General features: G+C 73.1%; 25 protein-coding genes. 12 read left to right on the forward strand and 13 right to left on the reverse strand.

Features of this window, described 5'->3' with window-relative positions:
- Positions 1-31 precede the first annotated feature (31 nt).
- Entirely contained in the window at positions 32-1,474 is a 1,443-nt protein-coding gene (locus tag ACWD0Y_RS09270) for an alkaline phosphatase PhoX (protein WP_450259751.1), read from the forward strand.
- Here ACWD0Y_RS09270 and ACWD0Y_RS09275 read toward each other — a convergent pair.
- The gene (locus ACWD0Y_RS09275) at positions 1,440-2,327 is read right to left on the reverse strand and encodes a serine/threonine-protein kinase (RefSeq protein WP_450259752.1); all 888 of its coding nucleotides are present in this window, start codon (positions 2,325-2,327) and stop codon (positions 1,440-1,442) included. The two genes, ACWD0Y_RS09270 and ACWD0Y_RS09275, sit on opposite strands and share 35 nt — an antisense overlap.
- A 437-nt stretch (positions 2,328-2,764) precedes the next feature.
- Here ACWD0Y_RS09275 and ACWD0Y_RS09280 point away from each other — a divergent pair, with 437 nt between their 5' ends.
- Positions 2,765-2,992, forward strand: a complete 228-nt coding sequence (locus tag ACWD0Y_RS09280) for a hypothetical protein (protein ID WP_093803617.1) — start codon at positions 2,765-2,767, stop codon at positions 2,990-2,992.
- A gap of 19 nt (positions 2,993-3,011) precedes the next feature.
- Here ACWD0Y_RS09280 and ACWD0Y_RS09285 read toward each other — a convergent pair whose 3' ends face one another.
- The 3 genes from ACWD0Y_RS09285 to ACWD0Y_RS09295 are packed head-to-tail and all read right to left on the reverse strand — an operon-like array spanning position 3,012 to position 5,351.
- Positions 3,012-4,244 carry a TerD family protein gene (locus ACWD0Y_RS09285; protein WP_450259753.1) on the reverse strand — a complete coding sequence of 411 codons (1,233 nt, stop codon included), beginning with the start codon at positions 4,242-4,244 and terminating at the stop codon, positions 3,012-3,014.
- Between the two features lie 43 nt (positions 4,245-4,287).
- Positions 4,288-4,506: a hypothetical protein gene (locus tag ACWD0Y_RS09290; protein WP_450259754.1), complete on the reverse strand. Its 219-nt coding sequence runs from the start codon at positions 4,504-4,506 to the stop codon at positions 4,288-4,290.
- A 35-nt stretch (positions 4,507-4,541) separates the two neighbouring features.
- Positions 4,542-5,351 (reverse strand): NAD-dependent epimerase/dehydratase family protein, encoded by an 810-nt coding sequence (locus ACWD0Y_RS09295; protein WP_450259755.1) that lies wholly within the window; start codon positions 5,349-5,351, stop codon positions 4,542-4,544.
- 254 nt (positions 5,352-5,605) lie between these two features.
- Between ACWD0Y_RS09295 and ACWD0Y_RS09300 the strand changes: the two genes are divergently transcribed.
- Together ACWD0Y_RS09300 and ACWD0Y_RS09305 are read left to right on the forward strand one after the other, a co-directional pair.
- A complete protein-coding gene (locus tag ACWD0Y_RS09300; protein WP_093801427.1) occupies positions 5,606-6,550 on the forward strand; it encodes a 5-dehydro-4-deoxyglucarate dehydratase in 945 nt (314 codons plus the stop codon).
- Positions 6,547-7,716: a hypothetical protein gene (locus ACWD0Y_RS09305; protein ID WP_450259756.1), complete on the forward strand. Its 1,170-nt coding sequence runs from the start codon at positions 6,547-6,549 to the stop codon at positions 7,714-7,716. Before ACWD0Y_RS09300 ends, ACWD0Y_RS09305 begins: the two co-directional genes overlap by 4 nt.
- Positions 7,717-7,846: 130 nt before the next feature.
- Here the strand turns inward: ACWD0Y_RS09305 and ACWD0Y_RS09310 are convergent, their stop codons facing one another.
- Positions 7,847-8,224: a DUF6193 family natural product biosynthesis protein gene (locus tag ACWD0Y_RS09310; protein ID WP_450259757.1), complete on the reverse strand. Its 378-nt coding sequence runs from the start codon at positions 8,222-8,224 to the stop codon at positions 7,847-7,849.
- A gap of 1,034 nt (positions 8,225-9,258) precedes the next feature.
- Here ACWD0Y_RS09310 and ACWD0Y_RS09315 point away from each other — a divergent pair.
- The 6 genes from ACWD0Y_RS09315 to ACWD0Y_RS09340 all read left to right on the forward strand — a co-directional run bounded on the left by ACWD0Y_RS09315 (position 9,259) and on the right by ACWD0Y_RS09340 (position 14,878).
- Entirely contained in the window at positions 9,259-9,417 is a 159-nt protein-coding gene (locus ACWD0Y_RS09315; RefSeq protein WP_450259758.1) for a hypothetical protein, read from the forward strand.
- A gap of 151 nt (positions 9,418-9,568) precedes the next feature.
- Positions 9,569-11,638, forward strand: coding sequence for a penicillin acylase family protein (locus ACWD0Y_RS09320; RefSeq protein WP_450259759.1), 2,070 nt, complete (start codon positions 9,569-9,571; stop codon positions 11,636-11,638).
- The gene (locus ACWD0Y_RS09325) at positions 11,635-12,243 is read left to right on the forward strand and encodes a GNAT family N-acetyltransferase (RefSeq protein WP_450259760.1); all 609 of its coding nucleotides are present in this window, start codon (positions 11,635-11,637) and stop codon (positions 12,241-12,243) included. Before ACWD0Y_RS09320 ends, ACWD0Y_RS09325 begins: the two co-directional genes overlap by 4 nt.
- A gap of 108 nt (positions 12,244-12,351) precedes the next feature.
- A complete protein-coding gene (locus ACWD0Y_RS09330; protein ID WP_450259761.1) occupies positions 12,352-12,945 on the forward strand; it encodes a TIGR03086 family metal-binding protein in 594 nt (197 codons plus the stop codon).
- A 37-nt stretch (positions 12,946-12,982) separates the two neighbouring features.
- Positions 12,983-13,564 (forward strand): TetR/AcrR family transcriptional regulator, encoded by a 582-nt coding sequence (locus ACWD0Y_RS09335; protein WP_450259762.1) that lies wholly within the window; start codon positions 12,983-12,985, stop codon positions 13,562-13,564.
- A gap of 87 nt (positions 13,565-13,651) precedes the next feature.
- Entirely contained in the window at positions 13,652-14,878 is a 1,227-nt protein-coding gene (locus ACWD0Y_RS09340; protein WP_450259763.1) for a Cmx/CmrA family chloramphenicol efflux MFS transporter, read from the forward strand.
- Here the strand turns inward: ACWD0Y_RS09340 and ACWD0Y_RS09345 are convergent.
- The 3 genes from ACWD0Y_RS09345 to ACWD0Y_RS09355 all read right to left on the reverse strand — a co-directional run bounded on the left by ACWD0Y_RS09345 (position 14,847) and on the right by ACWD0Y_RS09355 (position 17,164).
- Positions 14,847-16,091 (reverse strand): mannosyltransferase family protein, encoded by a 1,245-nt coding sequence (locus ACWD0Y_RS09345; protein ID WP_450259764.1) that lies wholly within the window; start codon positions 16,089-16,091, stop codon positions 14,847-14,849. The genes ACWD0Y_RS09340 and ACWD0Y_RS09345 overlap by 32 nt on opposite strands.
- A gap of 136 nt (positions 16,092-16,227) precedes the next feature.
- Entirely contained in the window at positions 16,228-16,668 is a 441-nt protein-coding gene (locus ACWD0Y_RS09350) for a hypothetical protein (protein ID WP_450259765.1), read from the reverse strand.
- Positions 16,661-17,164: a SigE family RNA polymerase sigma factor gene (locus ACWD0Y_RS09355; RefSeq protein WP_450259806.1), complete on the reverse strand. Its 504-nt coding sequence runs from the start codon at positions 17,162-17,164 to the stop codon at positions 16,661-16,663. The genes ACWD0Y_RS09350 and ACWD0Y_RS09355 overlap by 8 nt, the downstream gene beginning before the upstream one ends.
- Before the next feature lie 170 nt (positions 17,165-17,334).
- Between ACWD0Y_RS09355 and ACWD0Y_RS09360 the strand changes: the two genes are divergently transcribed.
- Positions 17,335-18,681 carry a S28 family serine protease gene (locus ACWD0Y_RS09360; protein ID WP_450259766.1) on the forward strand — a complete coding sequence of 449 codons (1,347 nt, stop codon included), beginning with the start codon at positions 17,335-17,337 and terminating at the stop codon, positions 18,679-18,681.
- 66 nt (positions 18,682-18,747) lie between these two features.
- On the opposite strand, the gene ACWD0Y_RS09365 is transcribed toward ACWD0Y_RS09360, so the two are convergent.
- From ACWD0Y_RS09365 to ACWD0Y_RS09385, 5 genes are all read right to left on the reverse strand, one after another.
- Entirely contained in the window at positions 18,748-20,199 is a 1,452-nt protein-coding gene (locus ACWD0Y_RS09365) for a peptidoglycan D,D-transpeptidase FtsI family protein (protein ID WP_450259767.1), read from the reverse strand.
- Between the two features lie 116 nt (positions 20,200-20,315).
- The gene (locus ACWD0Y_RS09370; protein WP_450259807.1) at positions 20,316-20,930 is read right to left on the reverse strand and encodes a response regulator; all 615 of its coding nucleotides are present in this window, start codon (positions 20,928-20,930) and stop codon (positions 20,316-20,318) included.
- A 38-nt stretch (positions 20,931-20,968) separates the two neighbouring features.
- The gene (locus ACWD0Y_RS09375; protein WP_450259768.1) at positions 20,969-22,210 is read right to left on the reverse strand and encodes a sensor histidine kinase; all 1,242 of its coding nucleotides are present in this window, start codon (positions 22,208-22,210) and stop codon (positions 20,969-20,971) included.
- Positions 22,207-23,202: a hypothetical protein gene (locus ACWD0Y_RS09380; protein ID WP_450259769.1), complete on the reverse strand. Its 996-nt coding sequence runs from the start codon at positions 23,200-23,202 to the stop codon at positions 22,207-22,209. Before ACWD0Y_RS09380 ends, ACWD0Y_RS09375 begins: the two co-directional genes overlap by 4 nt.
- Before the next feature lie 142 nt (positions 23,203-23,344).
- Entirely contained in the window at positions 23,345-24,115 is a 771-nt protein-coding gene (locus ACWD0Y_RS09385; RefSeq protein WP_093801439.1) for an IclR family transcriptional regulator, read from the reverse strand.
- A 107-nt stretch (positions 24,116-24,222) separates the two neighbouring features.
- On the opposite strand from ACWD0Y_RS09385, the gene ACWD0Y_RS09390 reads away from it, so the two are divergent.
- Complete coding sequence (locus ACWD0Y_RS09390; RefSeq protein WP_450259770.1) at positions 24,223-25,752, forward strand: aldehyde dehydrogenase (NADP(+)); 1,530 nt, start codon at positions 24,223-24,225, stop codon at positions 25,750-25,752.
- Positions 25,753-25,822 lie beyond the last annotated feature (70 nt).

The raw sequence follows: 25,822 nt of genomic DNA on the forward strand, positions 1-25,822 counted from the left end.
ACGTGCCCCTCACGGGCCTCAGGAGGTACGCATGACGATCACCCGCAGGGACTTCGCCAGACGCTCCGCGCTCACGGGCGCCTCGGTCGCGCTCGTCGGCAGCGTCGGCGCGCTCGCCACCGCCCCCGGAGCCCTCGCCGCCGACGACCCGGCGGAGAACGAGGGCTTCGACGGCGAGGCCGGAAAGGGCCGGCGCGACCCCGGCTACGGGCCGCTCGTCCCCGACCCCGAGGGCATCGTCGCCCTGCCCGCGGGTTTCTCGTACCGGATCATCACGCACTCCGGTGTCACCAGGCTGGAGTCCGGCGAGTACACACCGTCCAACCACGACGGCACCGCGGCCTTCGAGGGCCCGCGCGGTGTGACGCTCCTCGTCAACAACCACGAGCTCAAGGGCGTGCGTTCCAAGTGGAAGCACCCCGTGCCGCTCGCCGAGGGCCTGGTGTACGACCCGGCCGCGTCCGGCGGCTGCACGGTCGTCGAGGTGCACCGCGGCGGCGAGGTCGCCGAGTGGGTCGGCATCGCGGGGACCTCGACCAACTGCGCGGGCGGGCGCACCAGTTGGGGCACCTGGCTGACCTGCGAGGAGAACTCCGACCGGGCCGGCGAGAACGGCATGACCAAGGACCACGGCTACGTCTTCGAGGTCGACCCCTACGACCGCCGGGCGAACCTCGACCCCCGGCCCGTCAAGGCCTTCGGCCGCTTCGACCACGAGGCCGTCGTCATCGACCCCAAGCGCGGCCACGCCTACCTCACCGAGGACGACTCGACCCCCAACGGGCTGCTCTTCCGCTGGGTCCCGCCGCACGGCTTCAAGCACGGCCGCGGACAGCTCCGCAAGCTCGCCGACGACGCGGGCACCCTCCAGGCCACCCGGTGCTTCGACTCCGGCGGCCGGTTCGTCGACGACCTGTCGCGCGCCACGCGCATCGGCACGGTCTACGGCGTCGACTGGATCGACGTGCCCGACCGGGACGGCAGGACGGTCCCGGTGCGCGAGCAGTTCGACGACGGGGACATCACGCGCGCCCGGAAGCTGGAGGGCATGTGGTGGGCCGACGGCGGCGCGTACATCGTCTCGTCGTACGCCCGTGACGAGAGCCCCGGCGAGCCGCACGACGGCCAGGTGTGGTTCTACGATCCCAAGCGCCGCACGCTCACGCTGAAGGTGCTGCTCGGTACGGGCGGACAGTTCGACGGCCCCGACAACATCACCGTCTCGCCGTACGGCGGTCTGGTCATCGCCGAGGACGGCGACGGCGGCCAGCACCTCTTCGGCGCCACGGAGAGCGGCCGTACGTACCCGATCGCCCGCAACGAGCTCAACGTGGGGAGCGAGGCCGAGCCCGCGTTCAGCGAGTTCGCCGGGGTCGTCTTCTCGCCCGACGGGAAGACGCTCTACGCCAACATCCAGAACCCGGGCATCCTGCTCGCCATCACCGGTCCGTGGCGGCGCCGTCGCCCTCACTGACCGCGAGGAGCTCGGCCAGGTCCTCCTCGTGCTCGCGGATCAGGCCCGCCGCCGGCTCCTGTTCCCACCACGGCACGGGGGCGGCCCGCTCCGCGCACCAGGCGAGGGCCTCGGGCATGCTCGGCCGGTCGGCGGGGGCGGCGGCCAGGCAGCGGGCGAGGAAGCCGGGCCACTCGGCCCCCGGCACGCCGAGGAGGTCGGGGGCGTCGTGCAGGGTCCGGTGGGCCACCTGTCCGGCGCTGCCCGACCCGAACGGGTTGCGCCCCGTACTGGACAGCGCGAGGAGCGCCCCCAGCGCGAACACGTCGGCGGGCGTGTCCGCCCGGCTGCCCGGTGTCAGCTCCTCGGGGGCGACGAACCCGAGGAAACCGGAGTCGGCCGGGTTCAACCCGGCGGAGCGGCCGGCCGTGCCGAAGTCGACGATCTTCGGGCCCCGGCGGGTGATCAGGACGTGGGAGGGCTTGAGATCGAGGAGGGCGGGCCCCGCGCCGTGGATGGCGGACAGGGCCACGGCGAGCGCCGAGCCGAACGTGCCGAGGTCGGCGGGGCCCAGCGGTCCGGTCGTGGTGATGGCCTCGACGATCGGCGGCCCCACGCAGAACTCGGAGGCCAGCCAGGGCCGCTGGTCCTCCGTGCCGGCGTCGAGCACCGTCGCGGTGAAGGGTCCCCCGACCCGGAGGGCGGCGGCGGCCTCACGGCGGAACCGCTCACGAAAGCGCGGGGCGGCGGTCAGGTGTTCGTGGACGGTCTTGAGGGCGACCAGCCGCCCGGCGGGGTTCCGCGCCAGGTGGACACGGCCCGTACCGCCCTCTCCGATCAGGGAGACGGTGCGGTACTCCGCGCGCTCGGCCATGCCGTGGTCCCTCCCGGTCGTACGGTCACCGGTCGTCCGGCCCGTCCAGTGGTGACGATCACGGTCATGATCGCGACCTCGTTCGTGACCAGTGTCCCGGACATCGTCTGCGACGCGTACGGGGGCCGGTCGGTTGCCGCGGCTTCGCGGCCGGCCCCGCCGGGACCGCTCCTCGCCGACTGCTCCTCGCCGTCGCGGCCGTCGCGGACGGCGGGGTGTGAAAGCCCGGCGACAGGGCGTGAAGCCCCCGGACGAGGCCCGGTTGGCGGAGAACATTCCGGCCCACTCCCGGAATCTCGCTGGGTGCCGGGCCGGTCACACTCCGTCCGGAACGCCTGGTCGGCACGTGTCCACCGACCCGGCCCCGGGTGACCCGGGGTGAAGTGATCATGGACGGGCATGGCGTGGCGGCCTCCCGGGGCGCATACTCTCAACTAATGACAAAGTCAGCCGGAGCCCGGCGCTACCTGCCGTCCAGTCCCTTCAACGTCCCGGCCGCGGACGCCCCCCCGATCGAGGTTTTCGAGGTGGGCGACCGGGTCTCGCATGATCAGTTCGGACTCGGGAGGGTCATCGCAATCGAAGGTGATGCGGCGGTTCTCATCGACTTCGCGGGCCGGCAAGGCCGCATCCTGAGTCCTTTCACCAAACTGACCAAGCTCTAGTCCCTCCGGCGCGCGAGCGCTAGAGGGCCTGGGCTGCCGGCTTGACCATGCCGCGAACGGTGCGACTCTTCACGAAGTCGCCCATCGCGGTCATTTCCCATTCTCCCGAGAACTGCTTGATCAGCTTCGCCATCATCACTCCCGTCTGCGGCTCGGCGCCCGTCAGGTCGAAGCGGACCAGTTCCTCACCGGTCGCCGCGTCCAGCAGACGGCAGTAGGCCTTGGCCACGTCGGTGAACTTCTGTCCCGTGAAGGAGTTCACCGTGAACACCAGACCCGTCGCCTCCGCGGGGATGCGGCCGAGGTCGACGGTGATCACCTCGTCGTCGCCCGCGCCCTCGCCGGTGAGGTTGTCCCCGGAGTGCTTGACGGCGCCGTTCAGGATCGACAGCTTGCCGAAGTAGCAGCTGTCCAGGTGCTTGCGGTTCCCGTTGTAGGCGATGACGGACGCGTCCAGGTCGATGTCCTTGCCCCGGAACGCCGGCTCCCAGCCGAGGCCCATCTTGACCTGGGACAGCAGCGGGCGGCCGGCCTTGACCAGGGAGACCGTCTGGTTCTTCTGGAGGCTGACCCGGCCCTTGTCGAGGTTGATCTTGCCGCTCGCGGCGGGGGCCGGGGCGGCGGGCGGGGCGGGGGGAGCCGCAGGGGCCGCGGGGGCGGCCGCGATCCTCGGATCGGCCGCCTGGGGCGCGGGCGGCGCCGCGGGCGGCGCCGCGGGCGCCTGGGCGGGGGCGGGAGCGGCCGCCTCGGGCTCCTCCACCGAGACGCCGAAGTCCGTGGCGATGCCGGCGAGTCCGTTCGCGTACCCCTGGCCGACCGCGCGCACCTTCCACGCGCCGTTGCGGAGGTAGATCTCGACGACCACCAGCGCCGTCTCGGAGCCGAGCTGGGGCGGGGTGAACGTGGCGATCACCGCGCCGTCGTCGGCGCCCCGCACGGTGGCGGTGGGCTCGATGCCCTGGAAGGTCTGGCCCGCGGCGTCGGGGCTCGCCGTGACCACGATCTTCTCGATGCCCGGCGGGACCGCCGAGGTGTCCACCACGATCGCGTCGGGGGCGGTGCCGCCTCCGGAGCGGTAGGTGACACCGGGGCCCGTCGGCTGGTTGTAGAAGATGAAGTCGTCGTCGGAGCGCACCTTGCCGTCGGCGGTGAGCAGCAGGCCCGATACGTCGAGCCGCACCGGGGCGGCAACGTCCACGGCCACGCGGGCGGTGGGAAGCGGAATGTTCGAGCCGGGTGTCATTGCGGTCATGACAGGGCTAACGACCGACACGTCTTTGCCGTTCCCTTACCCGTCACCCGTTGCGCGGGTGATTCTTCGCCACCCGCTCGTTGCCGTGCTTGTACGCCCCCGTCCAGCGGGCCATGACCAGCTGGCCGTCGCCCGCCTCCGCCTCGGCCAGGAACTTCTGCGCGCGGGCGCCCCGCAGGGTGCCCGCGGGGCGCCCCCGGTGGGTGATGACGACGCGGCCGTCGCCGCACTGCTCGTAACTGAATCCATGAGGTCTGGGCACGGGGACATCCTGCCCGCCGGACGGCCGCGCGGGTTTCAGTACGGCCACTGGGGCGGGCTGGTGCAGAAGTGACCGCCCAGGTGCGCGTGGTCGGGGTTGCCGGGGTCGAGCTCGCCCTGGTCCGCGAGGAGCTTCTCGGCGTACTGCTCGGAGTCGTCCTGCGGCTCGTAACCGAGGGCCCGCGCGGACGACAGGTCCCACCACAGACGGGTGTTGGCGGAGGACCCGTAGACGACGGTGTGGCCCACGTCCCCGGCGGTGAGCGCGGCGTGGAAGAGGCGGGCGCCGTCGCCGGGGCTCATCCAGACCGACAGCATCCGTACCGAGGTGGGCTCCATGAAGCAGGAGCCGATCCGCACCGAGACGGTTTCGAGGCCGTGCCGGTCCCAGTAGAGCTGCGCCAGGTCCTCGCCGAAGGCCTTGGAGAGGCCGTAGAAGGTGTCGGGGCGGTGCGGGGTGGCGACCGGGATGAGCGGCGCGTCCCCGGCGGGGACGGGGGTGAAGCCGACCGCGTGGTTCGACGAGGCGAAGACGATCCGGCCGACGCCCTCCTCGCGGGCCGCCTCGTAGAGGTTGTACGTCCCCTCGATGTTGGAGCGCATGATCTTCTCGAAGGACGCCTCCAGCGAGATGCCCGCCAGATGGATGACCGCGTCGACGCCGCGCACGGCCTCGCGCAGCGCCTCCTTGTCCGCCAGATCGGCGGTGATCGCGTCCGGCTCGCCCTCTATGGGAGTGGCGTCGAAGAGGCGCAGCGCGTAGCCGTACGCCGGGAGGAGTCCGCGCATCAGGGTGCCGAGGCCCCCGGCGGCGCCGGTCAGCAGGACGGTGCGGGGTGCGGGCATCGGCGGGTCTCCTCGGGGCGCGGTGGTCGGCATGGGCCGCGGGGGCACGGCAAACGGACGCGTCCGTGGACCGTATTCACATGCGTGGACACGCTAAGGAGTGGCGGCGAACCGCGTCAAGTGTCGCGCGGAGGAGCCTGATCCGCCTCTGCCTTGCGGCTTTCCGTCTTGACCGGCTCCGGGCGGCTGCCCTAGCGTGACGGCGTTCAGGGACATAGACGCGGATCATAATTGTGCACGCACAGGGAGCACCCGTGACCTCAGCCCCGCTCGCCGGCCGACTCGACGGCCTGCTCTTCTTTCCCGTCACCGCGTACGGACCGGGCGACGGCCTCGGCCGGCTCGATCTCGACGCGTTCCGCGCGCACGTACGCGCCGGCATCGACGCCGGCGCCGCCGCGGTCTTCGCCTGCTGCGGCACCGGGGAGTTCCACGCCCTGACGCCGGAGGAATTCCGCGCGTGCGTGGCCGCCGCCGTGGAAGAGGCGGCCGGCCGGGTGCCCGTCGTCGCCGGAGCCGGATACGGCACGGCGCTCGCCGTCCAGTACGCGAAGGCGGCCGAGGAAGCGGGCGCCGACGGGCTGCTCGCCATGCCCCCGTACCTCGTGGCCGCCGACCAGCGGGGGCTGCTGCGCCACTACACCGAACTGGCCGCCGCCACCTCCCTCGACGTCATCGTCTACCAGCGCGACAACGCCGTCTTCACCCCCGAGACCGTCGTCGCGCTCGCACGGGTGCCGGGCATCATCGGGCTCAAGGACGGGTACGGCGACCTGGACCTGATGCAGCGCATCGTCGGCGCCGTGCGCCGCGACCTGCCCGGCCACCCCTTCCTCTACTTCAACGGCCTGCCCACCGCCGAACTCACCGGCCTCGCCTACCGGGGCATCGGCGTCACCCTCTACTCCTCCGCCGTCTTCTGCTTCGCCCCCGACATCGCGCTCGCCTTCCACCGGGCCCTGAACACCGGCGACGACGACACCGTCAACCGCCTGCTCGACGGCTTCTACGCCCCGCTCGTCGAACTGCGCAACCTCGGCCGCGGGTACGCCGTCTCGCTCGTCAAGGCGGGTGTGCGGCTCGGCGGCCTGGAGGTCGGCACCGTGCGGCCGCCGCTCAGCGAACCCGACCCCGTACACGTCAAGATGCTGGCCGAGCTGATCGAGCGCGGCCGGACCCTGATCGGAGAACGCGCGTGAAGACCGCGGCCTTCCTCTACCCGTGGGACGTCGTCGGCGACCCGGACGCCGCCGCGCGCCTCGCGGACCTCGGCGTCCAGCAGGTCACCCTCGCCTCCGCCTACCACTCGACCCGCGCCCTGACCCCGCGTCACCCCCGCCACCGGATCGTCACCGCCGCGCACGCCGCCGTGCTCTACCCCGTCGACGAGGACCGCTGGTCGGGGCGGAGCCTGCGGCCGTACGCCGCCGGGGACTGGGCGCCCACCGCCGACCCGTACGGCGAGGCGGCCGAAGCACTCGCGGCCGCCGGGCTCGACGTGCACTCCTGGGCCGTCCTCGCCCACAGCTCCCGCCTCGGCGCCGACCACCCGGACACCTCCGTCGTCAACGCGTACGGCGACCGCTACCCCTGGGCGCCCTGCATCGGCCGGCCGGCCGTCCGCGCGTACCTGACCGATCTGGCGGCGGAAGCGGCCGTACGCCCCGGCGCGCGCGGCACCGAACTGGAGTCCTGCGGCTGGTACGGGCTCGCCCATCTGCACGCCCACGACAAGATCTCCGGGGTGGCGCTCGGGGACGCGGCCCAGTACCTGATGTCGCTCTGCTTCTGCCCGGACTGCCGCACCGGGTACGCGGAGGCCGGGGCGGACGCGGACGAGCTGGGGGAAACCGTACGCCGCGCCCTGGAGCCCACGTGGTCCGCCGGGGCCTGCGGCGAGGGGTGGCCCGCCGTCGAGAAGCTCATCGGCGCCGGACCCGCCGCCGCGACCCTCGCGTGGCGCACCCGGGCCGCCCGTACGCTCCAGGAATCGGCCGTCGCGGCGGTACGGGCCGCCGCGCCCCCCGGTTTCCAAGTGCTGCTGCACGCCGATCCGTCGGCGTACCACTGCGGGGCGAACGCGGGCGTCGACCCCCGGCACGTCCTCGGGGTCGCGGACGGCGTGGTCGTGCCGTGCACGGGCGGCCCGGAGCTGCTCGCCCCCTTCGCGGAGCACCGCGCCGGCCCCGAGACCGTCGTCGCCGCCAACCTCACCGTCGTCTCCGGAATGGGCGGCAGCCCCGGCACACTCGCCCGGGACGCGGCCCGCGCGGCCGAAGCGGGGGCGACCGAACTGCGCCTGTACCACGCCGGGCTGGCCTCCGACGCCGATCTCGGGCTCGTACGCGCCGCTCTGCGGCCGTGAGGGCGGGGGATGGGGCGGATGCCGTAAGGGGCGCGGTGTCCGTGCGGGGCCGGTGCGGCGTCTGTGCGGGGCTCTGCGAGGTTTCCCCCGCCCGGAAAACCGCCGCTCGGAAGGGCCGACGGCGCAGGCGTCAGCCTTCCTGCTCCAGAGCGGCGAGGTCGTGTCGGTTGCCGACCACCGCACGACCACAGCCCGGAGGCAGACGCTCCGCCACCATCTCCACGGCTGCCTCAGCAGTGTCGGCCTCGCCGACGTACTCCACCCTGGAAGGCCCCGCGACGACGAAGCCCCCACCCCGTCGTGGGGCTATGTAGGGCACGTCCCACGTGCAGGGGTGCTCAGTGCACCGACTGAAGTGCAGCTCCCACATGCCGACCCAGGGGAAGAGCTGTCGAAGCCTGGGTTCGGCGTGGGCGGCGCGGACGACATCGCCGTCCACTCGGCTTGAAGCGAGAAGACTCGCCCACTCGGCCTCGATGATGTCCTCCGCCGCACCTGTCGTGTCCACAGGGGGAGGATGTCAGAACACAGCATCGACCGATCCTGCCTGCGGCAAGCACCTCGCCCCCGGACGCGCAGCACCCCGCCTCCGCAGAAGTCGAGCCAGAGCCCAGTCTCGTGAACAAAGCCGGTCGGTCCCGCGTCGAGCTTCGCGGCGTATTCCGAGCAGGCGTGGAGGGCCGTGCCGGCGCCGCTGTTCTCCTGAATCCAGCGGATGGCCACCGGGGCGCGCGTGACGGTCTTGCACTCGACCACTCGACACAGAGCGCCACGTGTCCCGTGAGTACGGCCGGGAACAGTTCGCCGACGGTCACGCGCCCCCCCCGCGCAGCGACGAACAGGGCACCTCCTCGGCATCCACGTCGTGGTCCACCCGCAGGTAATCGGCGCCGGTGACGCGATCGGCGCGATGGTCCGAAGGGGCACCGAAGGCTCCTGCTCGCCGGACACATCCGGCCCGTCGCGCAGTTCGACCAGGGGTTGCCGTGCAGCATGCGCGTATACGTACCCCTGTACCCTGCGCAGACTCCAGCGCTGCTACCTGCACACCGGCGCTGCCGGACGCGCGGACGTGGCACCGACGACCTTGCAACCGCACGACAAATGCGCTTTTACCGCACTGACTTGAAACTGCCAAGAGTCCATTCCGTCGGGACGATGTCCATAACGTCAAACTTCCACCCCCTCTTTTGTACACATGCGGCACATGACGGCCCCGGGGGCGGGAGCGATACGCTTTTCCCGGGATCAGCGCGATAGGCCGAGGGGGCATCGAAAACCCCTGAGAAGCCCGGAACACGCCCCTCCCCCAGCGAAGTACTTGCTGATCGGGGTGTCATGGACTCGCCGCACAGCATGCGTCGTGGCCGATATCGCCCCGGCCGTCTCACCCCGCTGCATAGCGTCGACGCCGACCGGACATCCCACCTCGCGTCGTGGCGTTGCGTCGCTTCTTCCACCGACGTCACGCAACGGCGCGCGACAGGAGCCAGAGGACATGCAAACCAAGCTGACCGAAGCCCGGCGAGAGGACTGCGAACCATGGCTATGACCCGCAGGGAGGACAGCGGCACGCAGCCCCCGCACTTCGAACTTCGCTGCGGTGGACTGCACTTGACTGTCCAGCGCATCCCCGGATGGCTCGTCGCCCTGATCACCACGGCCGGCGGGGTGGCAGGGACATGGTGGTCACAGCAGTAGGCCCGAAGCCCTCGCCCGTCTTCTCTCGGTGGCACTCACGGCACAGCGGTTGAACGTTCCCGTCCAGGGGCCCGGATTGTTTCCCGGACAGGCGTCCATTAGGTTAGGTCAGCCTTACCTAAAAGCCTAGCGGGATCTGGATGGGAACAGAGTGAGCACCGAGGTCTTCCGGGACGCCTGGGGAATCCCCCATCTCCGCGCCGACAACGCACAGGAACTCGCTTTCGCGCAGGGCCGCAACGCCGCCACCGACCGGGCCTGGCAGATCGAGGTCGAGCGGCACAGGTCGCAGGGCACCACCGCGTCCTTCCTCGGCCCCGACGCCGTCGACTGGGACGTCTTCGCCCGGAGATCCCGGCTGGACGACACCGCCAGGCGCTGCTTCCGCGCCCTCGACGCGGACACGGCCGCCTGGATCACGCGTTACGTCGACGGGGTCAACGACGGCCTCGCCCAGGGGGCGCTCCGCGCACCGGAATTCGCCGCCACCGGGCTGGCCCCGGGGGAGTGGCAGCCGTGGACGCCGCTGGGGATCTGGCTGTCCACGCACATCCTCTTCGCCGGCTTCCCGACCAAGCTGTGGCGCGACGAGGTCGCCCGCAGGCTCGGCGACGAGGCGATCACCCTGTTCGCCACGGACGGGCCCGGCACCTCCGGCAGCAACGGCTGGCTCGTCACCGGGGAGCGCACCGCCACCGGGTCGCCGCTCATCGCGGGCGACCCGCACCGGTTCATCGAGGACCCGGGGGTCTACCAGCAGATCCGCCTGGCCTGCCCGGAGTTCGACGTGGTGGGTCTTGCCGTCCCCGGCATCCCCGGCATGGCCCACTTCGGCCACACCTCCACCGTGGCCTGGGCGATCACCAACGCCATGGCCGACTACCAGGACCTCTACCGGGAAGAGCTGCGGCGCGGGCCCGGCGGCGCGGGCGTGGAGGCGCTCGGCCCGGACGGCTGGCGGCCCGCCACCGCCCACACCGAGACCATCGAGGTGGCGGGCGGCGACCCGGTCGAGACCGAGGTCGTCGAGACCGAGCGCGGGCCCGTCATCATCGGCGGCCCCGGCGAAGCCGTGACGGTCAGCCTCCGCTGCCCGACGCGGGTGTACGAGGACCTCGGCTTCGCCGCGCTGCCCGCGCTGCTCAGGGCGCGCACCGTCGCCGACGTGGACCGGGCGTTCGAGCGCTGGGTCGAGCCCGTCAACGTCGTGCAGGCCGCCGACACCGGGGGCGGGCTGCTGCACCGGGTCGCGGGCCGGGTGCCGCTGCGTCACCGGGACAACGGGCTGCGCGTCGTGCCCGCCTGGGAGGCGGCGTACGCCTGGAGCGGTGAGCACCGGCCGCTGCCCCGCGCGGAGGTCGACGGCGTCGCCGTGATGGCCAACCAGCGCGGCCTGGCCGGGCCGCTGGGCGTGGAGTTCGCACCGCCGTACCGGGCCGACCGCATCGGGCGGCTGCTCGACGGGTCGAAGGCGTGGACCGCCGGGGACATGGCGGCCGTCCACACCGACACCTACCTCGCGTCCGCCCGGCCCCTGCTGGACCTGGCCGCCGGGCTCGAAGGGCTCAGCGCGCGGGGCGCGCGGCTGCGGGAGCGGCTCCTGGGCTGGGACCGGCGGATGGAGGCCGACAGCACCGACGCGACGGTGTACGCCGCCGTACGGACGGAAGTGGTGCGGCGCCTCGCGGCCCACCGGGACCTGGCCGCACTGACCGAACCGGTGGCGGACCCGGCGTACCCCGCGGTCTTCCTGCCCTGGCTCGCGCTCACCCCGCGCGTCGGCTTCGCGCTGGAGACCCTGCTGACCACGGACCTGCTGCCCGGCATCGACAGGCCCGCCGTCGTGGCGGCGGCGGTCGAGGCGGTCGCCGCCGCCACGGAACCGGACCCGCCGGCCGCCTGGGGCGACGTGCACCGCCTCGCGCCGTGGCAGGCGCTGCCCTCCGCCCCGCCCGGGGGGTGGCCGGGGGTGGCCGGGGACCACGACTGCGTGCTCTCCACCTCCAGCGTCCCCGGCGTCACCGACCGCTGCGCGCGCGGGCCGGCCGCCCGCTACGTCTGGGACCTCGCGCGGCGCGAGGACAGCCTCTGGGTGGTGCCGCTCGGCGCGTCCGGCGTCCCGGGCGACGCCCACCACCGCGACCAACTGCCGGTGTGGCTGCGGGGCGGACTCGTCCCCGTGGTCACGGACTGGAACCGTCTGACCAAGGAGTCCGCATGACTGTGACCGCTGAATCCGTGTACGAGCAGAAGATCGACGGTTTCGGGACGGTCCGCCTCGTCCCCGTGGACCCGGCGCGCGACGCCGGGCTGCTGCACGGCTGGGTCACCCAGGAGCGGGCCCGGTTCTGGGGGATGGGCGACGCGACGCGCGAGCAGGTCCAGGAGGTCTACGAGCACCTGGACTCCCTCACCACCCACCACGGTTACCTGGTCCTGCGGGACGGCGAACCCGCCGCGCTCTTCCAGACGTACGACCCCGAGGCGGACCGGGTCAGCGAGTGCTACGACGCCCGGCCGGGGGACTTCGGGGTGCACCTGCTGATCGGGCCCGCCGGCGGCGCGGCCCCGGAGCGCGGGTTCACCGCGCACCTTCTCACCGTGATGCTCGGCTTCGTGTTCGCGGACCCGGACCACCGGCGGGTCGTGGCGGAACCGGACGCGCTCAACGAGAAGGCGGTGGCGCGGCTGGAGCGGGCGGGGTTCGTGATCGGGCCGGAGGTCGTCATGCCGGAGATCGATCTGCCGGAGGTCTTCCTGCCGGAGAAGCGGGCCCGGCTGGCGTTCCTGACCCGCGCCGCGTTCGAGGCGTCCCGCACGGCGTGACCCCCTCCGCCCGTCCCCTCCCGCGGGCCCGTCCGGCGCACCGATGAGTTCCGGGGCGGCCGGCGGTCATCACTGCGCAGACATCCCCGGCTCACCGGAGGCAGTGCCATGACCGCCAGCACCCCCCTGCTCGACTTCGAACCGGCCGTCCGGCAGGTGGCCCGGCTGCTCGACGGGATCACGGACGAGCAGCTCTCGGCCCCCACCCCCTGCGAGAAGTACGAGGTGCGCCACCTCCTGGCGCACCTCGTCGGCCTCACCGCGGCCTTCCGCGACGCGGCGAAGAAGGAACTGGGCCCGTCGACCGACACCGACCCCGGCGCCGCCCTGCCCGTACTCGACGACGACTGGCGCACCCGCCTTCCGCGACGGCTCGACGAGCTCGCCGCCGCCTGGCGCGCCCCCGACGCCTGGCAGGGCACGACGCGGGCCGGCGGGGTCACGCTGCCCGGTGACATCGCCGGGAGAGTGGCCCTGAACGAGGTCGTCGTGCACGGCTGGGACCTGGCCCGCGCCACCGGCCAGGCGTACGCGCCCGACGCCGCGGCCCTGCGGTCGTCGTACGAGCTGCTGGAGCCGACGGGCGACGCCCCGGGCGACGACGGGATCTTCGGGGCCCCCGTCGAGGTGCCCGGGGGCGCGCCGCTCCTGGACCGGGTCGTCGCGCGTGCGGGCCGCAGTCCGTCCTGGCCGGAAAAGTAATGGACCGTACGTTCCAAAACCTGCTAGCGTCCTCACCATGGCCCGGCCGAGAGAATTCGACGAGGTGCGGGCGGTCGACGCCGCGATGCGGGCGTTCTGGACCGCCGGCTACGAGGGAACGTCCACCCAGGACCTGTGCGAGGCCACCGGCCTGGGGCGCAGCAGCATCTACAACACCTTCAAGAGCAAGCGTGACCTCTTCGGCCGGGCGCTCGCCCGTTACATGGAGGTCAAGAACGCCGGGCTGAGCGAGCTGATGGAGAGCGGTCTGCCGGTCCGGCAGAAGATCCGCGCGCAGTTCCAGCGCGTCATCGACGAGGAGTTCGAGCGCGGCCCCGGGGGTGGTGGCTGTCTCGTCGTCAATACCGCCGTCGAGGTGGCCGCCCGCGACCGGGAAGTCGCGGGCGACCTGGCCCGTGACTACCAGGTGCGCCTCGCGGTGATCCGTACCGCCATCGAGGCGGGGCAGCGGGACGGCGACATCGCCCGCGACAAGGACCCCGCCGCGCTCGCCCACTTCGTCATCGCCACCATCGCCGGCCTCAGGATCTCGGCGCGCGTCACCCCGCAGCGGTCCGTCCTGGAGAGCGTCGCGGACGCCGCCGTCTCGGCCCTCTGAAACCGGCGGAACCTTCTTCGCCTCTTTTTCATGGGCTCGTTTTGGACTGCTGGGTTCAAAATCCGATCGACAGAGGAGCGCCTGCTCGTGCCAATCGCCGTCTGCATACTCGGCCTGGGCATCTTCGCCCAGGGGACCTCGGAGTTCATGCTCTCCGGCCTGCTGCCCTCCATGGCCGACGACCTCGGCGTCTCCATCCCCGACGCGGGGCTGCTCATCTCCGCCTTCGCCGTCGGCATGGTCGTCGGCGCGCCCCTGATGAGCGTGCTCACCCTGCGCGTCCCGCGCCGCAGCGCGCTCGTCGCGTTCCAGGCGGTCTTCGTCGCCGGGCACGTGGTGGCCGTCCTCGTCCCGGAGTACGCCGTGGTGTTCGCGAGCCGCGTCGTGACGGCGGTCGCCTACGCGGGGTTCTGGAGCGTGGCCGCCTCGGCCGCCGTGAGCCTGGTCCCCGCGACGGCCAAGGGCAGGGCGCTCTCCGTCGTCGCCACCGGACTGACCCTGGCCACGATCGTGGGCGTACCCGCCGGAACGCTGATGAGCCAGCACGCGGGCTGGCGTGCGGCCTTCTGGGGAGTGGCGGCCTTCACCGCCGTGAGCCTGGTGGCGACCCTGGCGGTCCTGCCGGGCGGTCACGCGAAAGGACGTGAAGTCCCTTCCGTACGACGCGAGCTGAAGGGACTCGCGCGGCCCGAGCTGTGGGTCTCCTTCACCGTGACCGTGCTGGCCTTCGGTGCGGCCATCGTCACCTTCAGCTACCTGGCTCCCCTGCTCACCGACGTCGGAGGGCTGCCGGAGGAATGGGTTCCGGCCGTGCTCTCGCTGTACGGAGCCGGCGGACTCGTCGGCATGACGATCGGCGGCCGCGTCGCCGACCGCGCCCCCGTCCGCACCCTCTGCCTCGGCATCGGCGCCCTCACCCTCGCCTCGGCGGGCGTCGCGCTCGCCGCGCCCCACCTCACCGTCACCGTCGTGCTGGTCTTCGTCCTCGGCGTGGCCGGTTACGTCACCAACCCCGTACTCCAGTCACGGGTGTTCACCCTCGCGCCCGACGCGCCGACGCTGGTCCCCGCCTTCTCCACCTCGGCCTTCAACGTGGGCATCACGCTCACCCCCATGCTGGGCGGCGCGGCCATCGACGCGGGCTTCGGCTACGCCTCCGTCGCATGGGTCGGCGCCGGGACCGGCGCGCTCGCCCTCGCGGCGACCGCCTGGGCGGCGGCGCTCGCGCGGCGCGCGTCCCGGGCGGCCGCGGATGCCGCACCCGTACCGGCGCTCACCGCCGTCAGCCCGCCCAGCGTCCCGACAGGAAGGTGACGGTGAGGACCGTCGCCACCGGCGCGACGACGCACAGGTAGGCGCTCCGCACCCAGGGGCGGCGCAGGCTCCACGCGGCGAGCAGCACCCACATGGGCCACCACAGGAGGGTGGCGCGGGGGATCGACGTGTACCAGTACGAGGTGCCCAGGGCCCACAGGGTCAGCCCGATGTACACGGCCTCCGGCCACCGCCGCCGTCTCAGCAGCAGTCCCAGGAGGAGCAGGCCGACGGCCATGGCGAGGAGTTCGGCCTGGAACACGACGGCGTAACCGGTGGACTGGGTGTGCGAGAAGGCGGCCGTCCACGTGTGCCGCCATGCCTCCCAGGGGGCGTGGAAGTTCCGGTACCAGCCGCGTTCCTGGGCGTGGTGCCAGGCCATCCAGTCGCCGGTGTGCGCGTGCAGGAACCAGACGTAGAGGGCGGCGGGCAGAGCGGGCAGGGCGACCCACGGAAGCGAACGCCACTGCTTGCGGAGATCCGTGGTGGCGACGAAGTGGACCGCGATCGCCGCCGCGAGGAAGAGCCCGCTGACCCGTACGCCGGTGGCCAGGCAGGCCAGGATGCCCGCGAGCGGCCAGTTGCGGTGCCGGGCGGCGAGCCAGGCGGGCAGGGCGAGGGCGAGGAAGAGCGCCTCGGTGTAACCGGCGGCCAGGAACACCGCGCAGGGAGACAGGAGGAAGAAGAGCACGGCACGCCGGCCCAGGGCGCTGTCGGGCAGGTGGAGTCCGGCGATGCGGGCCAGGGCCAGGACGGCGACGGCCCCCGAGACGAAGGAGATCAGCAGGGCCGCCGCGGTCCAGTCCGGGACCACCGCGTGGACGGCGCGGAGCACCAGGGGGAAGCCGGGGAAGAATGCCTCCCTGTTGTCCCAGCCGTCCGTCCCGGGGCCGGCCCCGCCGGGGAAGTAACCGTCCTGGGCTATGCGCAGGTAGTGCCACGCGTCCCACTGGTTCCACGACGACAGCGCGGGCCGTACGTCCCGCGCCGTGCGGTCGCCGGCGAACAGCCACCGGGTGCAGTAGGCGGTGGCCCAGATGCCGGCCCGGGTGAGGACGTAGAGGAGCAGTACGTCCCGGTCGCCGGGGCCGAGCCGCAGGCGGGAGCCGGTTCCCGCGCTCGCGCGCGTGCGGGGTACGGCTGCTGCCGGCCGCCGCGGCGCCGGGGTACGGGCGGGCTGCGCGGGAGGCCGCAGAGGGGGCGCGGTGGCCATGGGGGAACTCCTGGTGCGGGCTTGTCGGGGCGTCGGGCGGTGGGTACCGGGGCATGCCGGACCGCCCTGCGGCGGATGCGCCCTGCGGCGGATGCGGCCGGCGGGGGAGGGGCGGTCGGCGGTGGGCCGGGTGCGGTCAGCCGGTCCCGGACGGCGGCGAGGTCGGTGCCCGCCGGGTCGACGTGCCTTCCGGGCCGTTCGCCGGGGTGCCGGACGCGGCCCCGCGCGGAGGCGAGGACGTCGCCGGGGGAGTGGTGCGCGGAAAGGACGACGAGGAGGGCGACGACGAGGGCGAGAGCGAGGAGGAGGGGAAGGACGAGGCCGGGGGCGGGCCGGACGGGGTGGAGGCGGGGGCCACGGGCCCCGTGCCGCCGCCCGGGAGCAGAGCCGTCACCGCCGCGGCGCCCGCACCGGCGAAGGCCAGGCACGCGGTGGCGGCCACCGCGGCCAGGCGCCGCCGGTGGCGCCGGCTGCCGCGCTCGGCGATGCGCGAGACGGGCACGGGGTGCGCGCCGGCCTGCCCGGCCGCCGCCGCTTCCTTGAACGCGTTCCTCAAAGGGTCATGGGGCTCAGGCACCGGATGCCTCCTCAGCGCGCGGATCCTGCAGAAGGTGGGAGAGCGCGGCCCGGCCCCGGACCAGGTGCGTCTTGACGGTGCCGGTGGACAGGCCGGTCTCGGCGGCTATCTGAACGACCGTCAGGTCGCACAGGTAGTGCAGGGTCACCGTCCGCCGCTGCCTGGGCGGCAGTTCGCGCAGCGCCGACACCAGCGCGACCTGCTCGGGGCCGGGCCCCGGGGCGGCCGACGGGCCGCCGTCCCCGCGCCGCTGCCAGGCGTCCGCCGAGCGGCGGCGTACACGCCATCTGCTCACCGCCAGACGCCATGCCACCGTGCGGATCCACGCCTCGGGCTCCCCGCCGCCGTCGAGCCGGTGCCGCCGGCTCCAGCCCCGTACGAAGGCCTCCTGCACGACGTCCTGGGCCTCGTGCAGATCGCCGAGCATCACGTACAGCTGCCCGATGAGCCGGGACGCCGTATGCGCGTAGAACTCTTCGAACTCCTCGACGGTCAACAACCACTCCTGGATCTCTTCGGTCTCACCAGGCATACGCCCGGGAACCGGCGCCCGGTTGACAGGGGAGCCGAAGAACCGGAGTGAGGCCGGTCACAGTACGAAAGCGCATACCATGCGGCGCGTCGTATCAACGCATCATCATCACCTCCGACCGAGGGGACTCCAGCGTGCGCACCAAGGTCCTGCCTTCTCTGCTCTGTGCCGGCCTCATGGCGGCGACCGGTCTGCTGGCCGGTTCACCCGCCGTCGCCGCGCAGCCGGCCCGCGCGGCCGCCACCACGTCGGCCGCCGCTTCCGCCGACATCCGGGAAAAGCTGGAAGAGATACCCGGACTGACGGTCGTTTCGGTGACCGACAAGGGCGGATTCCCCCTCTACACCCTGACGCTGACCCAGCCCGTCGACCACCGCGACCCCGGCAGCGGCACCTTCCAGCAGAGACTCACGCTCTGGCACAAGAGCGAGACGGCGCCCGTCGTGCACTACACCGGCGGATACGGACTGTCCTCGGGCACCCGCGAGATCACCACGCTGCTCGGCGCCAACCAGGTCAGCGTGGAGCACCGCTACTTCAACACCTCGCGCCCCGCCGCGGGCGTCGACTGGGACGACCTGAACGTCTGGCAGCAGGCGAGTGACGAACACGCGATCGTCCAGGCGCTCAAGAGCCTCTACCAGGCCAAGTGGATCGGCACCGGCGCCAGCAAGGGCGGGATGACGCAGGTCTACCACGAGCGCTTCTACCCCGGTGACCTGGACGCGGTCGTCGCGTACGTCGCCCCGAACGACGCCGACAACCGCGACGACAGCGTCTACGAGAAGTTCTTCCAGACCGTCGGCACGCCCGAGTGCCGGGCCGCCCTGAACGCCGTACAGCGCGAAATGCTGGTGCGGCGGGACGCCATGCTGCCGCGCTTCGAGGCCACGTCCAAGGAGCAGGGCCTCACCTTCGAGTACCTCGGATCGGCCGACCGCGCCTTCGAGTTCTCGGTGCTCGACCAGGTGTGGAACTTCTGGCAGAGCGGTACGCACACCGACTGCCCGGCCGTCCCCGACGCCCGGAAGGCGACCGACGACGAGCTCTACACGTGGTCGCTGGACCACGGTCTGAGCATCTACTCGGACCAGGGCAACGGCGCCGAGGGCAGCGGCCCGTACTACCGGCAGGCGGCGGCCCAGCTGGGCTGGGCCGACCTGAAGTTCAAGCACCTGCGCGACGTCCTCGCGTATCCGGACATCTACCAGCCCAACTCGGTGCTGCCCGCCGACATGCGCACCTCGTACAACGGCCGCACCATCAAGGACGTCGACCGCTGGGTGTCCACCCGGGGCGAGCGGATGATGTTCGTGTACGGGCAGAACGACCCGTGGAGCGCCGAGCGGTTCAAGCCCGGCAAGCACGACTCGCACCTCTACGTCGCGCCGGACACCAACCACGGCGCGCTCATCTCCAAGCTGACGCCCGCCGAGCGGGCGCGGGCCGAGGCCACCGTCAAGCGGTGGGCGGGCCAGTAGCAGCCGGATCCTTCGAGGGGCGCCGGGCCGGGCCGGGGCTTTCGGCCCGGCCCGGCGCCGCCCCCGTCACCGGCCGAGCGCCGCCCGCATCATCTTCTGGGCGACCGGGGCCGCCGTGCCGTTGCCGCTGACCTCCGAGCGCTCCGCGCCCGAGTCCTCCACGACGACCGCGACCGCCACCTCCTTGCCGGCCGTCCCGTCCTTCGCGTACGACGTGAACCAGGCGTACGGCGTCTTGCTGTTGTCGACGCCGTGCTGCGCGGTGCCCGTCTTGCCGCCCACCTCGGTGCCGCCGATCCGCGCGTTCGTGCCCGTGCCGTCCTCGACGACCGTGACCATCGCGCTCCGCAGCTGCTCGGCGGTGGAGGACGAGACGACCCGCTCACCGCCCGCGTCCCCGAAGTCCTCCAGGGTGTCGCCGTCCGCGTCCGTCACCTCGGAGACCATGTGCGGCGACGCGAGCTCACCGCCGTTGGCGAGGGCCGCCGAGACCATGGCCATCTGGAGCGGGGTGGCCGTCACGTCGAACTGGCCGATGCCCGTCAGGGCCGTCTGCGCCTCGTCCATGCCGGACGGGTACACGCTCTCCGACGCCCGGACCGGCACGTCCAGCTTCTCGGTGTTGAAGCCGAACTTCTCCGCCATCGCCTTCACCTCGTCCTGGCCGAGGTCGACGGCCAGCTTCGCGAAGACGTTGTTGCAGGAGTACCTGAGCGCGGTGCGCAGCGTGGCGTCCTCGCAGGGCGCGGACGCGTTCTCGTTCGGGAGGACCGTCCGCGTGCCGGGCAGCGTGTACGGGTCCGGGCTGTCCGTCCGCTCGTCGACCGACCCGTACCGCCCGTTCTCCAGCGCCGCCGCGGCGACCACCAGCTTGAACGTCGAGCCCGGCGGCAGCGGCTGCCGCAGCGCCCGGTTGACCATCGGCTTGTCCTCGTCGCCGGTCAGCCGCTGCCAGGCGTCGCCGTCCGCGGTACCGCTGATCTCCGACGGATCGTACGAAGGCGTGGAGACCATGCCCAGGATCCGCCCGGTCCGCGGGTCCACCGCGACGGCCGCGCCCTTCTTGTCGCCCAGCGCCTCGAACGCCGCCTTCTGCACGGCGGGGTCGATGGTCGTCACGACGTCGCCGGGGTCGCTCTGCTTGCGGGTGAGGAGGTCGGCCGGGTTCTTCAGGCGGGGATCGCTCCCGTCGAGGACGTCGCTGTAGATGCCTTCGAGCTGGGTGGCTCCGTACGCCTGTGAGCTGTAACCGGTGACGGCCGCGTAGAGCTCGCCGTCCGTGTAGCTCCGCTTGTACGCGAGGTCGCTTCCCTCCGTCTCCTTCGATCCGGTGACCGGCGAGCCGGCCACGATGATGTTCCCGAGCGGCTGCGCGTACTGCGCGATGACGTTCCGCCGGTTGTGCTTGTCGTCCGCGAGGGCCTGGCCCTGGTACGCCTGCACCCAGGTGATGCGCACCAGCAGGGCGAGCACCATCAGCAGGCAGAAGACCGAGGCGTGCCTGATCGTTTTGTTCATCCCGTACGGAGACGAACGGAACAGGCGGTTACGTTCCCCGGTGGGGTGTTTCTCAGGGAATCCTCATCTGGGCGGCCCGGCGGCCCGGCGGCCCGGCGGCCCGGCGGCCCGGCGGCTCAGCGCGGTGTGATGAAGCCCGACTCGTACGCCGCGATCACCGCCTGCGTCCGGTCGCGCGCACCCGTCTTCGCCAGCACGGCCGCCACATGGCTCTTCGCCGTCGCCGGGCCGACCCGCAGCCGCTCCGCGATCTCCGCGTTCGTCAGGCCCGTCGCCATCAGCCGCAGCACCTCCGCCTCGCGCTCGGTCAGCCGCGCCGCCCAGGGCGGCGCGGCGGGCTGCCGCCTGGCGTGTTCGGCGGCCAGCGTGCGCACGGCGGACGGGAAGAGGAGCGAGTCGCTGCGGGCGACCAGCCGGACCGCCTGGACCAGGTCCTCGGCGGCGGCGCGCTTGAGCAGGAACCCCGCGGCGCCGGCGCGCAGCGCGTCGTACACGTACGAGTCGTTCTCGAAGGTGGTGACGACGACGATGCGCGGGGGCGCGTCCAGCGTGGCGAGGATCTGCTCGGTGGCGCGGATGCCGTCGATGTCCGGCATCCGCACGTCCATCAGCGCCACGTCGGGACGCTTCTCACGCACCACCGACACGGCCTCGGCGCCCGTCGCCGCCTCGCCGACGACCTCCAGGTCCGGCTCGGCGTCGAGGATGACGCGCAGGGCGGTGCGGACCATGCGCTCGTCGTCGGCGAGCACGAGCCTGACCGGCGCGTTCACCGGTTCCCTCCCGCGCCGCCGACGGGCAGGCGGGCCGTGAGCCGCCACACGTCGCCGTGCGGACCCGCCTCGGCGTGGCCGCCGAGCAGAGCGGCCCGTTCGGCCGTGCCGGGCAGACCCCGGCCGCCGCCGGGCCGTACCACCGGGGCCCTGTCGGGCAGCGGATTCTCCATCACGATCTCCAACTCCTCGCCGCGCAGGGCGATCCGTAGCGACACCGGGGCGGCGCCGCCGTGCCGAAGGGCGTTGCTCAGCCCCTCCTGGACGATGCGGTACGCCTCGCGGGACACCGGTTCGGGGGCCCGGGCGGCCGGATCGCCGTCCTGCGTGTACGCGACCTTCACGCCGCTGTGGGCCAGCAGACCGTCCAGGACGTCCAGCGTGGGCCCCGGCAGGTCGCCGCCGGCGTCCTCCCCCTGGCGCAACAGGCCCAGGACGGCGTCCAGTTCGCCCACCGTGCGCCGCGTGGTCTCCTCGATCGCCGTCAGCGCCTCCCGTACGAACTCCACGTCGCTGTCCAGCACCCTGCGCGCCGCGCCCGCCTGGAGCGTGACCGCGCTCAGCGCGTGCCCCACCGAGTCGTGCAGCTCGCGGGCCAGCCGGTTGCGTACGGCGAGATCCGCGGCCCGCCGCTCCGCCGCCGCGAGCCGGTCGGCCGGTGTCGGCCCGAGCAGCACCGGGGCGCAGCGGGCCAGCAGCTCACCGGCCAGCGCCGCGCACGCCGCCAGGGCCACCAGCGCCGCGGCCCCGGCGACCGGGGCGAGCGCCAGAGCCCAGGTGCGGCCGAGGACTTCGGGCAGCCCGGCGGGGGCGCCGCGCAGCGAGACGAGCAGCGGCAGGACGATCAGCGCGCCCGCGAACGGCGGCACCGCCAGCGACATGCCGCTGATGACGCCGCCGAGCCCGAGATGCAGCGTGAACCAGCCGGCGGTCCGCACCCGCGCCGGCCCGGACCGGGCGGGTCCGTCGGCCAGCCGCTCCCGGGGCACCCCGCACAACGCCTGAACGGCGCCTGCCGACAGGGGCCTCACCAGGGGGAAGAACGCGGTCAGGGCGGCGATCGGCAGCGCGATGCCGAAGGCCGCGAACTGCAGGGGCGCCGAGGTGAAGACGTTCTCGTTGCCGATGAACGGGCCGACGAGGATGCTGCCGAGGAGGAAGTACGGCATCGACAGCGCGCCGCCGAGGACCAGATGGATCCACCGCAGCCGGGCCCGCGCCCCGAACAGGTGTCTCACGCGTGGCGCCCGCGCCGTCGCAGGAAGGAGGCGCCCGTGGCGAGGACGAGCAGGCCGGCGATCATCTGGCCAGCGTAGGTCAGCAGCATCGGCGCGGTGGCCTGTTCGGCTCCGTCCGTCACGGGCAGCACCGAGGCGACGAGCAGCCAGCCGCCCCAGCAGCCGAGCGCGCCCGAGCCGGTCCAGGCGAGTGCCAGTGCTGTCCGCAGGGCCAGGCTCCGGCCGCGGCGCAGGGCGAGCGCCAGTACGGCGGCGGCGGTGACGGCCGCGAACAGGACGTAGGTCCCTTCGAGGAGGTAGAAGTCCGGCGTACGCCCAGCGGCCCGGGCCTCGCTGAGACCCGTGGCCGAGCCCGCGGCCCACATCAGGTGCGGGACGCCGGCGAGCGCCGCGAGTACGGACGCGGCCACGGCGGCCGCCCTCAGCCGGGGGCCGGCGGCGGAGTCCGGCAGCTCCCGGACCGTGCCCTGCCACAGACGGCCCCAGCGCTCGCGGGCGTACAGCGCGAAGAGGGTGCCCAGCGCGAGGCCCTGGACGATGAAGCCGGTGTAGACGACGCCGAAGACCCAGGCGTCCAGGAACGGTTCGCTGCCGCCCGGCGCGCTCCGCGTGTCCGTGAACGCCCTCGCCAGCAGCTGGAGCGGGAACCCGGTCACGATCGGCGTCAGCAGCCCGGTCGCCGCCCACATGGGCAGGGCGAGCAGCCACGCGGGGACGCGCCGGCCCCACTCCTGGGTGAGCAGCAGGGCCAGTACGACGACGGTGGCGTCCATCAGGAGCGTGACGCTGTTGGCGGCCGCCATCAGGCCGGGATGGTCGAGGAGCGTGCTGCCTTCGGGGATGCCGATGCCGCTGCCGGCGATCCAGGCGGTCTTGAGCGCCATGTAGGGGACGCAGGAGACGACGGCGGCGGCGCGCAGCACGGCGCGCAGCCGGCCGGCGGGAGCGGGGCGAAGGCCCTGGGGCGTGGGGACGGACGCGGTTTCTGCCATGGCACCCACGCTCCCGGGCCGGCCGCCGCCGCGCCTCCCGCCCAGCGGTGATCCGCCTCCCCCGTCCGGGGGAGGGCCACCGGCCGGTGAGGACGAGGAGGCTCGTCGCCGGCCCTTCGCGCAGGGGCCCGGCCGGGGCCGCTCAGAGCCTCCGGGTGGCGAGCGTGAGGCGGTCCCGGGCGTCGAACAGCGCGTCCTTGACCGTCTGTTCGTGCGCCGGGGTGAGGCGGGCGACGGGCACCGAGCAGCTGATGGCGTCGCGGGCGGGGGTCCGGTAGGGGATCGCGACACCGAAGCAGCGCAGGCCCAGGGTGTTCTCCTCGCGGTCCACCGCGTAGCCCTGCTCGCGGACGAGACGCAGCTCGTCGATGAGCTTCTCGCGGTCGGTGATGGTGTGCTCGGTCAGCGCGGGCAGGGTCTCCGGCAGCAGCTTGCGGACCTGCTCGTCGGTGTGCGTGGCGAGCAGGGCCTTGCCGAGGGACGTCGAGTGCGCGGGCAGCCGGCGCCCGACGCGGGTGAAGGGGCGCAGGTAGTGCTGGGACTGCCGGGTCGCGAGGTACACGACGTTCGTACCGTCGAGGCGGGCCAGGTGGATCGTCTCCGTCGTGTCGTCGGAGAGCCGGTCGAGGGTGGGGCGGGCGGAGGCCACGACCTCGTCGCCGTCGATGTACGACGTACCGACGAGCAGGGCCCGCACGCCGATGCCGTACCGCGTGCCCGTCGCGTCCGTCTCCACCCAGCCGAGCTCGACGAGCGTGCGCAGCAGCATGTAGAGGCTGGACTTGGGGTATCCCACCGCCTCCTGGACGGCGGCGAGCGAGTGCATGCCGGGGCGGCCGGCGAAATATTCGAGCAACTCCACGGTCCGCACCGCGGATTTGACCTGCGCACCACCTGTATCGGCAGTCGACATCGCGTCTTGCCCCTCCTTGACCACACAGAACGCCCGTTATTAGAGTCCCAGCATATTCAGAATCAGGAACTCTGTTCAGAATACCGAACAGCTGGAAGGACGCCACGGTGGCAGCAACACCAGTCTGGAGTGTCGACCCCCGAACCGGGAACCCGCGCGAGCAGGTCGCGGTGGAGGCCACGGCCCAGGACGTCGACCGCGCGGTGCGGGCCGCGCACGCCGCTCGCCCGGCCCTCGCCGACCGTGCGGTACGGGCCGCCCTGCTCCGTACCGCGGCCGGTCTCCTCGACGAGGCGGAGCGGCACGTCGTCGAGGCCGCCGACGCGGAGACCGCGCTCGGCCCGGTCCGGCTGACCGGCGAACTCGCCCGTACGACCGCCCAGCTCAGGGCGTTCGCGGACGTCGTCGACGAGGGCGCGTTCCTCGACATCAGGATCGACCACGAGGACGGCGCCAGGACGCCGCCCTGGCCCGACCTGCGCCGCTACAAGATCCCGCTGGGCGTCGTCGCCGTCTACGCCGCCAGCAACTTCCCGCTCGCCTTCTCGGTGCCCGGCGGCGACACCGCGAGCGCGCTCGCCGCGGGCTGCCCGGTCGTCGTCAAGGCGCACCCCGACCACCCCGCCACCTCCGAGCTCTGCGTGTCCGTGCTGCGCAGGGCGGCGGCCCAGGTCGGCCTGCCGGAAGACGTGGTGATCCTGCTCCACGGCTTCGACGCGGGCGTCGAGCTGGTCAAGCACCCACTGGTGGCGGCCGCGGGCTTCACCGGTTCGGTGCGCGGCGGCCGGGCGCTCTTCGACGCCGCGGCGGCCCGCCCCGTCCCGATCCCCTTCCACGGCGAACTCGGTTCCCTCAACCCGGTCGTGGTCACGCCGGCGGCCGTCGAGGAGCGGGCCGAGCAGATCGGCGCCGGGCTCGCGGGCTCCCTGACGCTGGGGTCGGGGCAGTTCTGCACCAAGCCCGGTTTCGTCCTGGCCCCGGCCGGTGAGGCCGGCGACCGGATGCTGAAGTCCCTGGCCGAGGCCGTCGGCGGCGCCGGTCCCGGCGTGATGCTCGACCACCGGATGCGGGACGCGTTCGTCTCCGGCGTACGGGAGCGGGCCGCGCTGCCGGACACCGAGGCCCCGGTGGCCCCGGGCGAGGGTGGCGAGCACGCGGTGAGCGCGGGGTTCCTGACCGTACCGGCGCGGCGGCTGGCCGCCGAAGGCGCGCACGACCTGCTCCTGGAGGAGTGCTTCGGGCCGGTCACCGTCGTCGCGCGCTACGACGACCCCGCCGAGATCACCGCCGTACTCTCCCGGCTGCCCGGCAACCTCACCGCCACCCTCCAGCTCTCCACGCAGGAGCTGGCGGGCGACGGGGACACCGGGCCGGGCCTGCTCGCGGAACTGACCCCGCTCGCCGGCCGCGTGCTGGTCAACGGGTGGCCGACGGGGGTCGCGGTCGCCCCCGCCCAGCACCACGGCGGCCCGTACCCGGCGACGACGTCCACGTCCACGTCGGTGGGCGCGACGGCCGTGGAGCGCTGGCTGCGGCCGGTCACCTACCAGTCGACGCCGCAGGCGCTGCTCCCGCCGGAGCTGCGCGACGACAACCCGCAGGGGCTGCCGCGGCGGGTGGACGGACGGCTGGAGTAGAGCCGGGGCCCCGCCCCGGACTTCGTTCCTCATTCCTCGATCGCCCGGCGGGCTGACAGCTGTCCGGAAG

It is taken from the genome of Streptomyces altiplanensis, assembly GCF_053591575.1.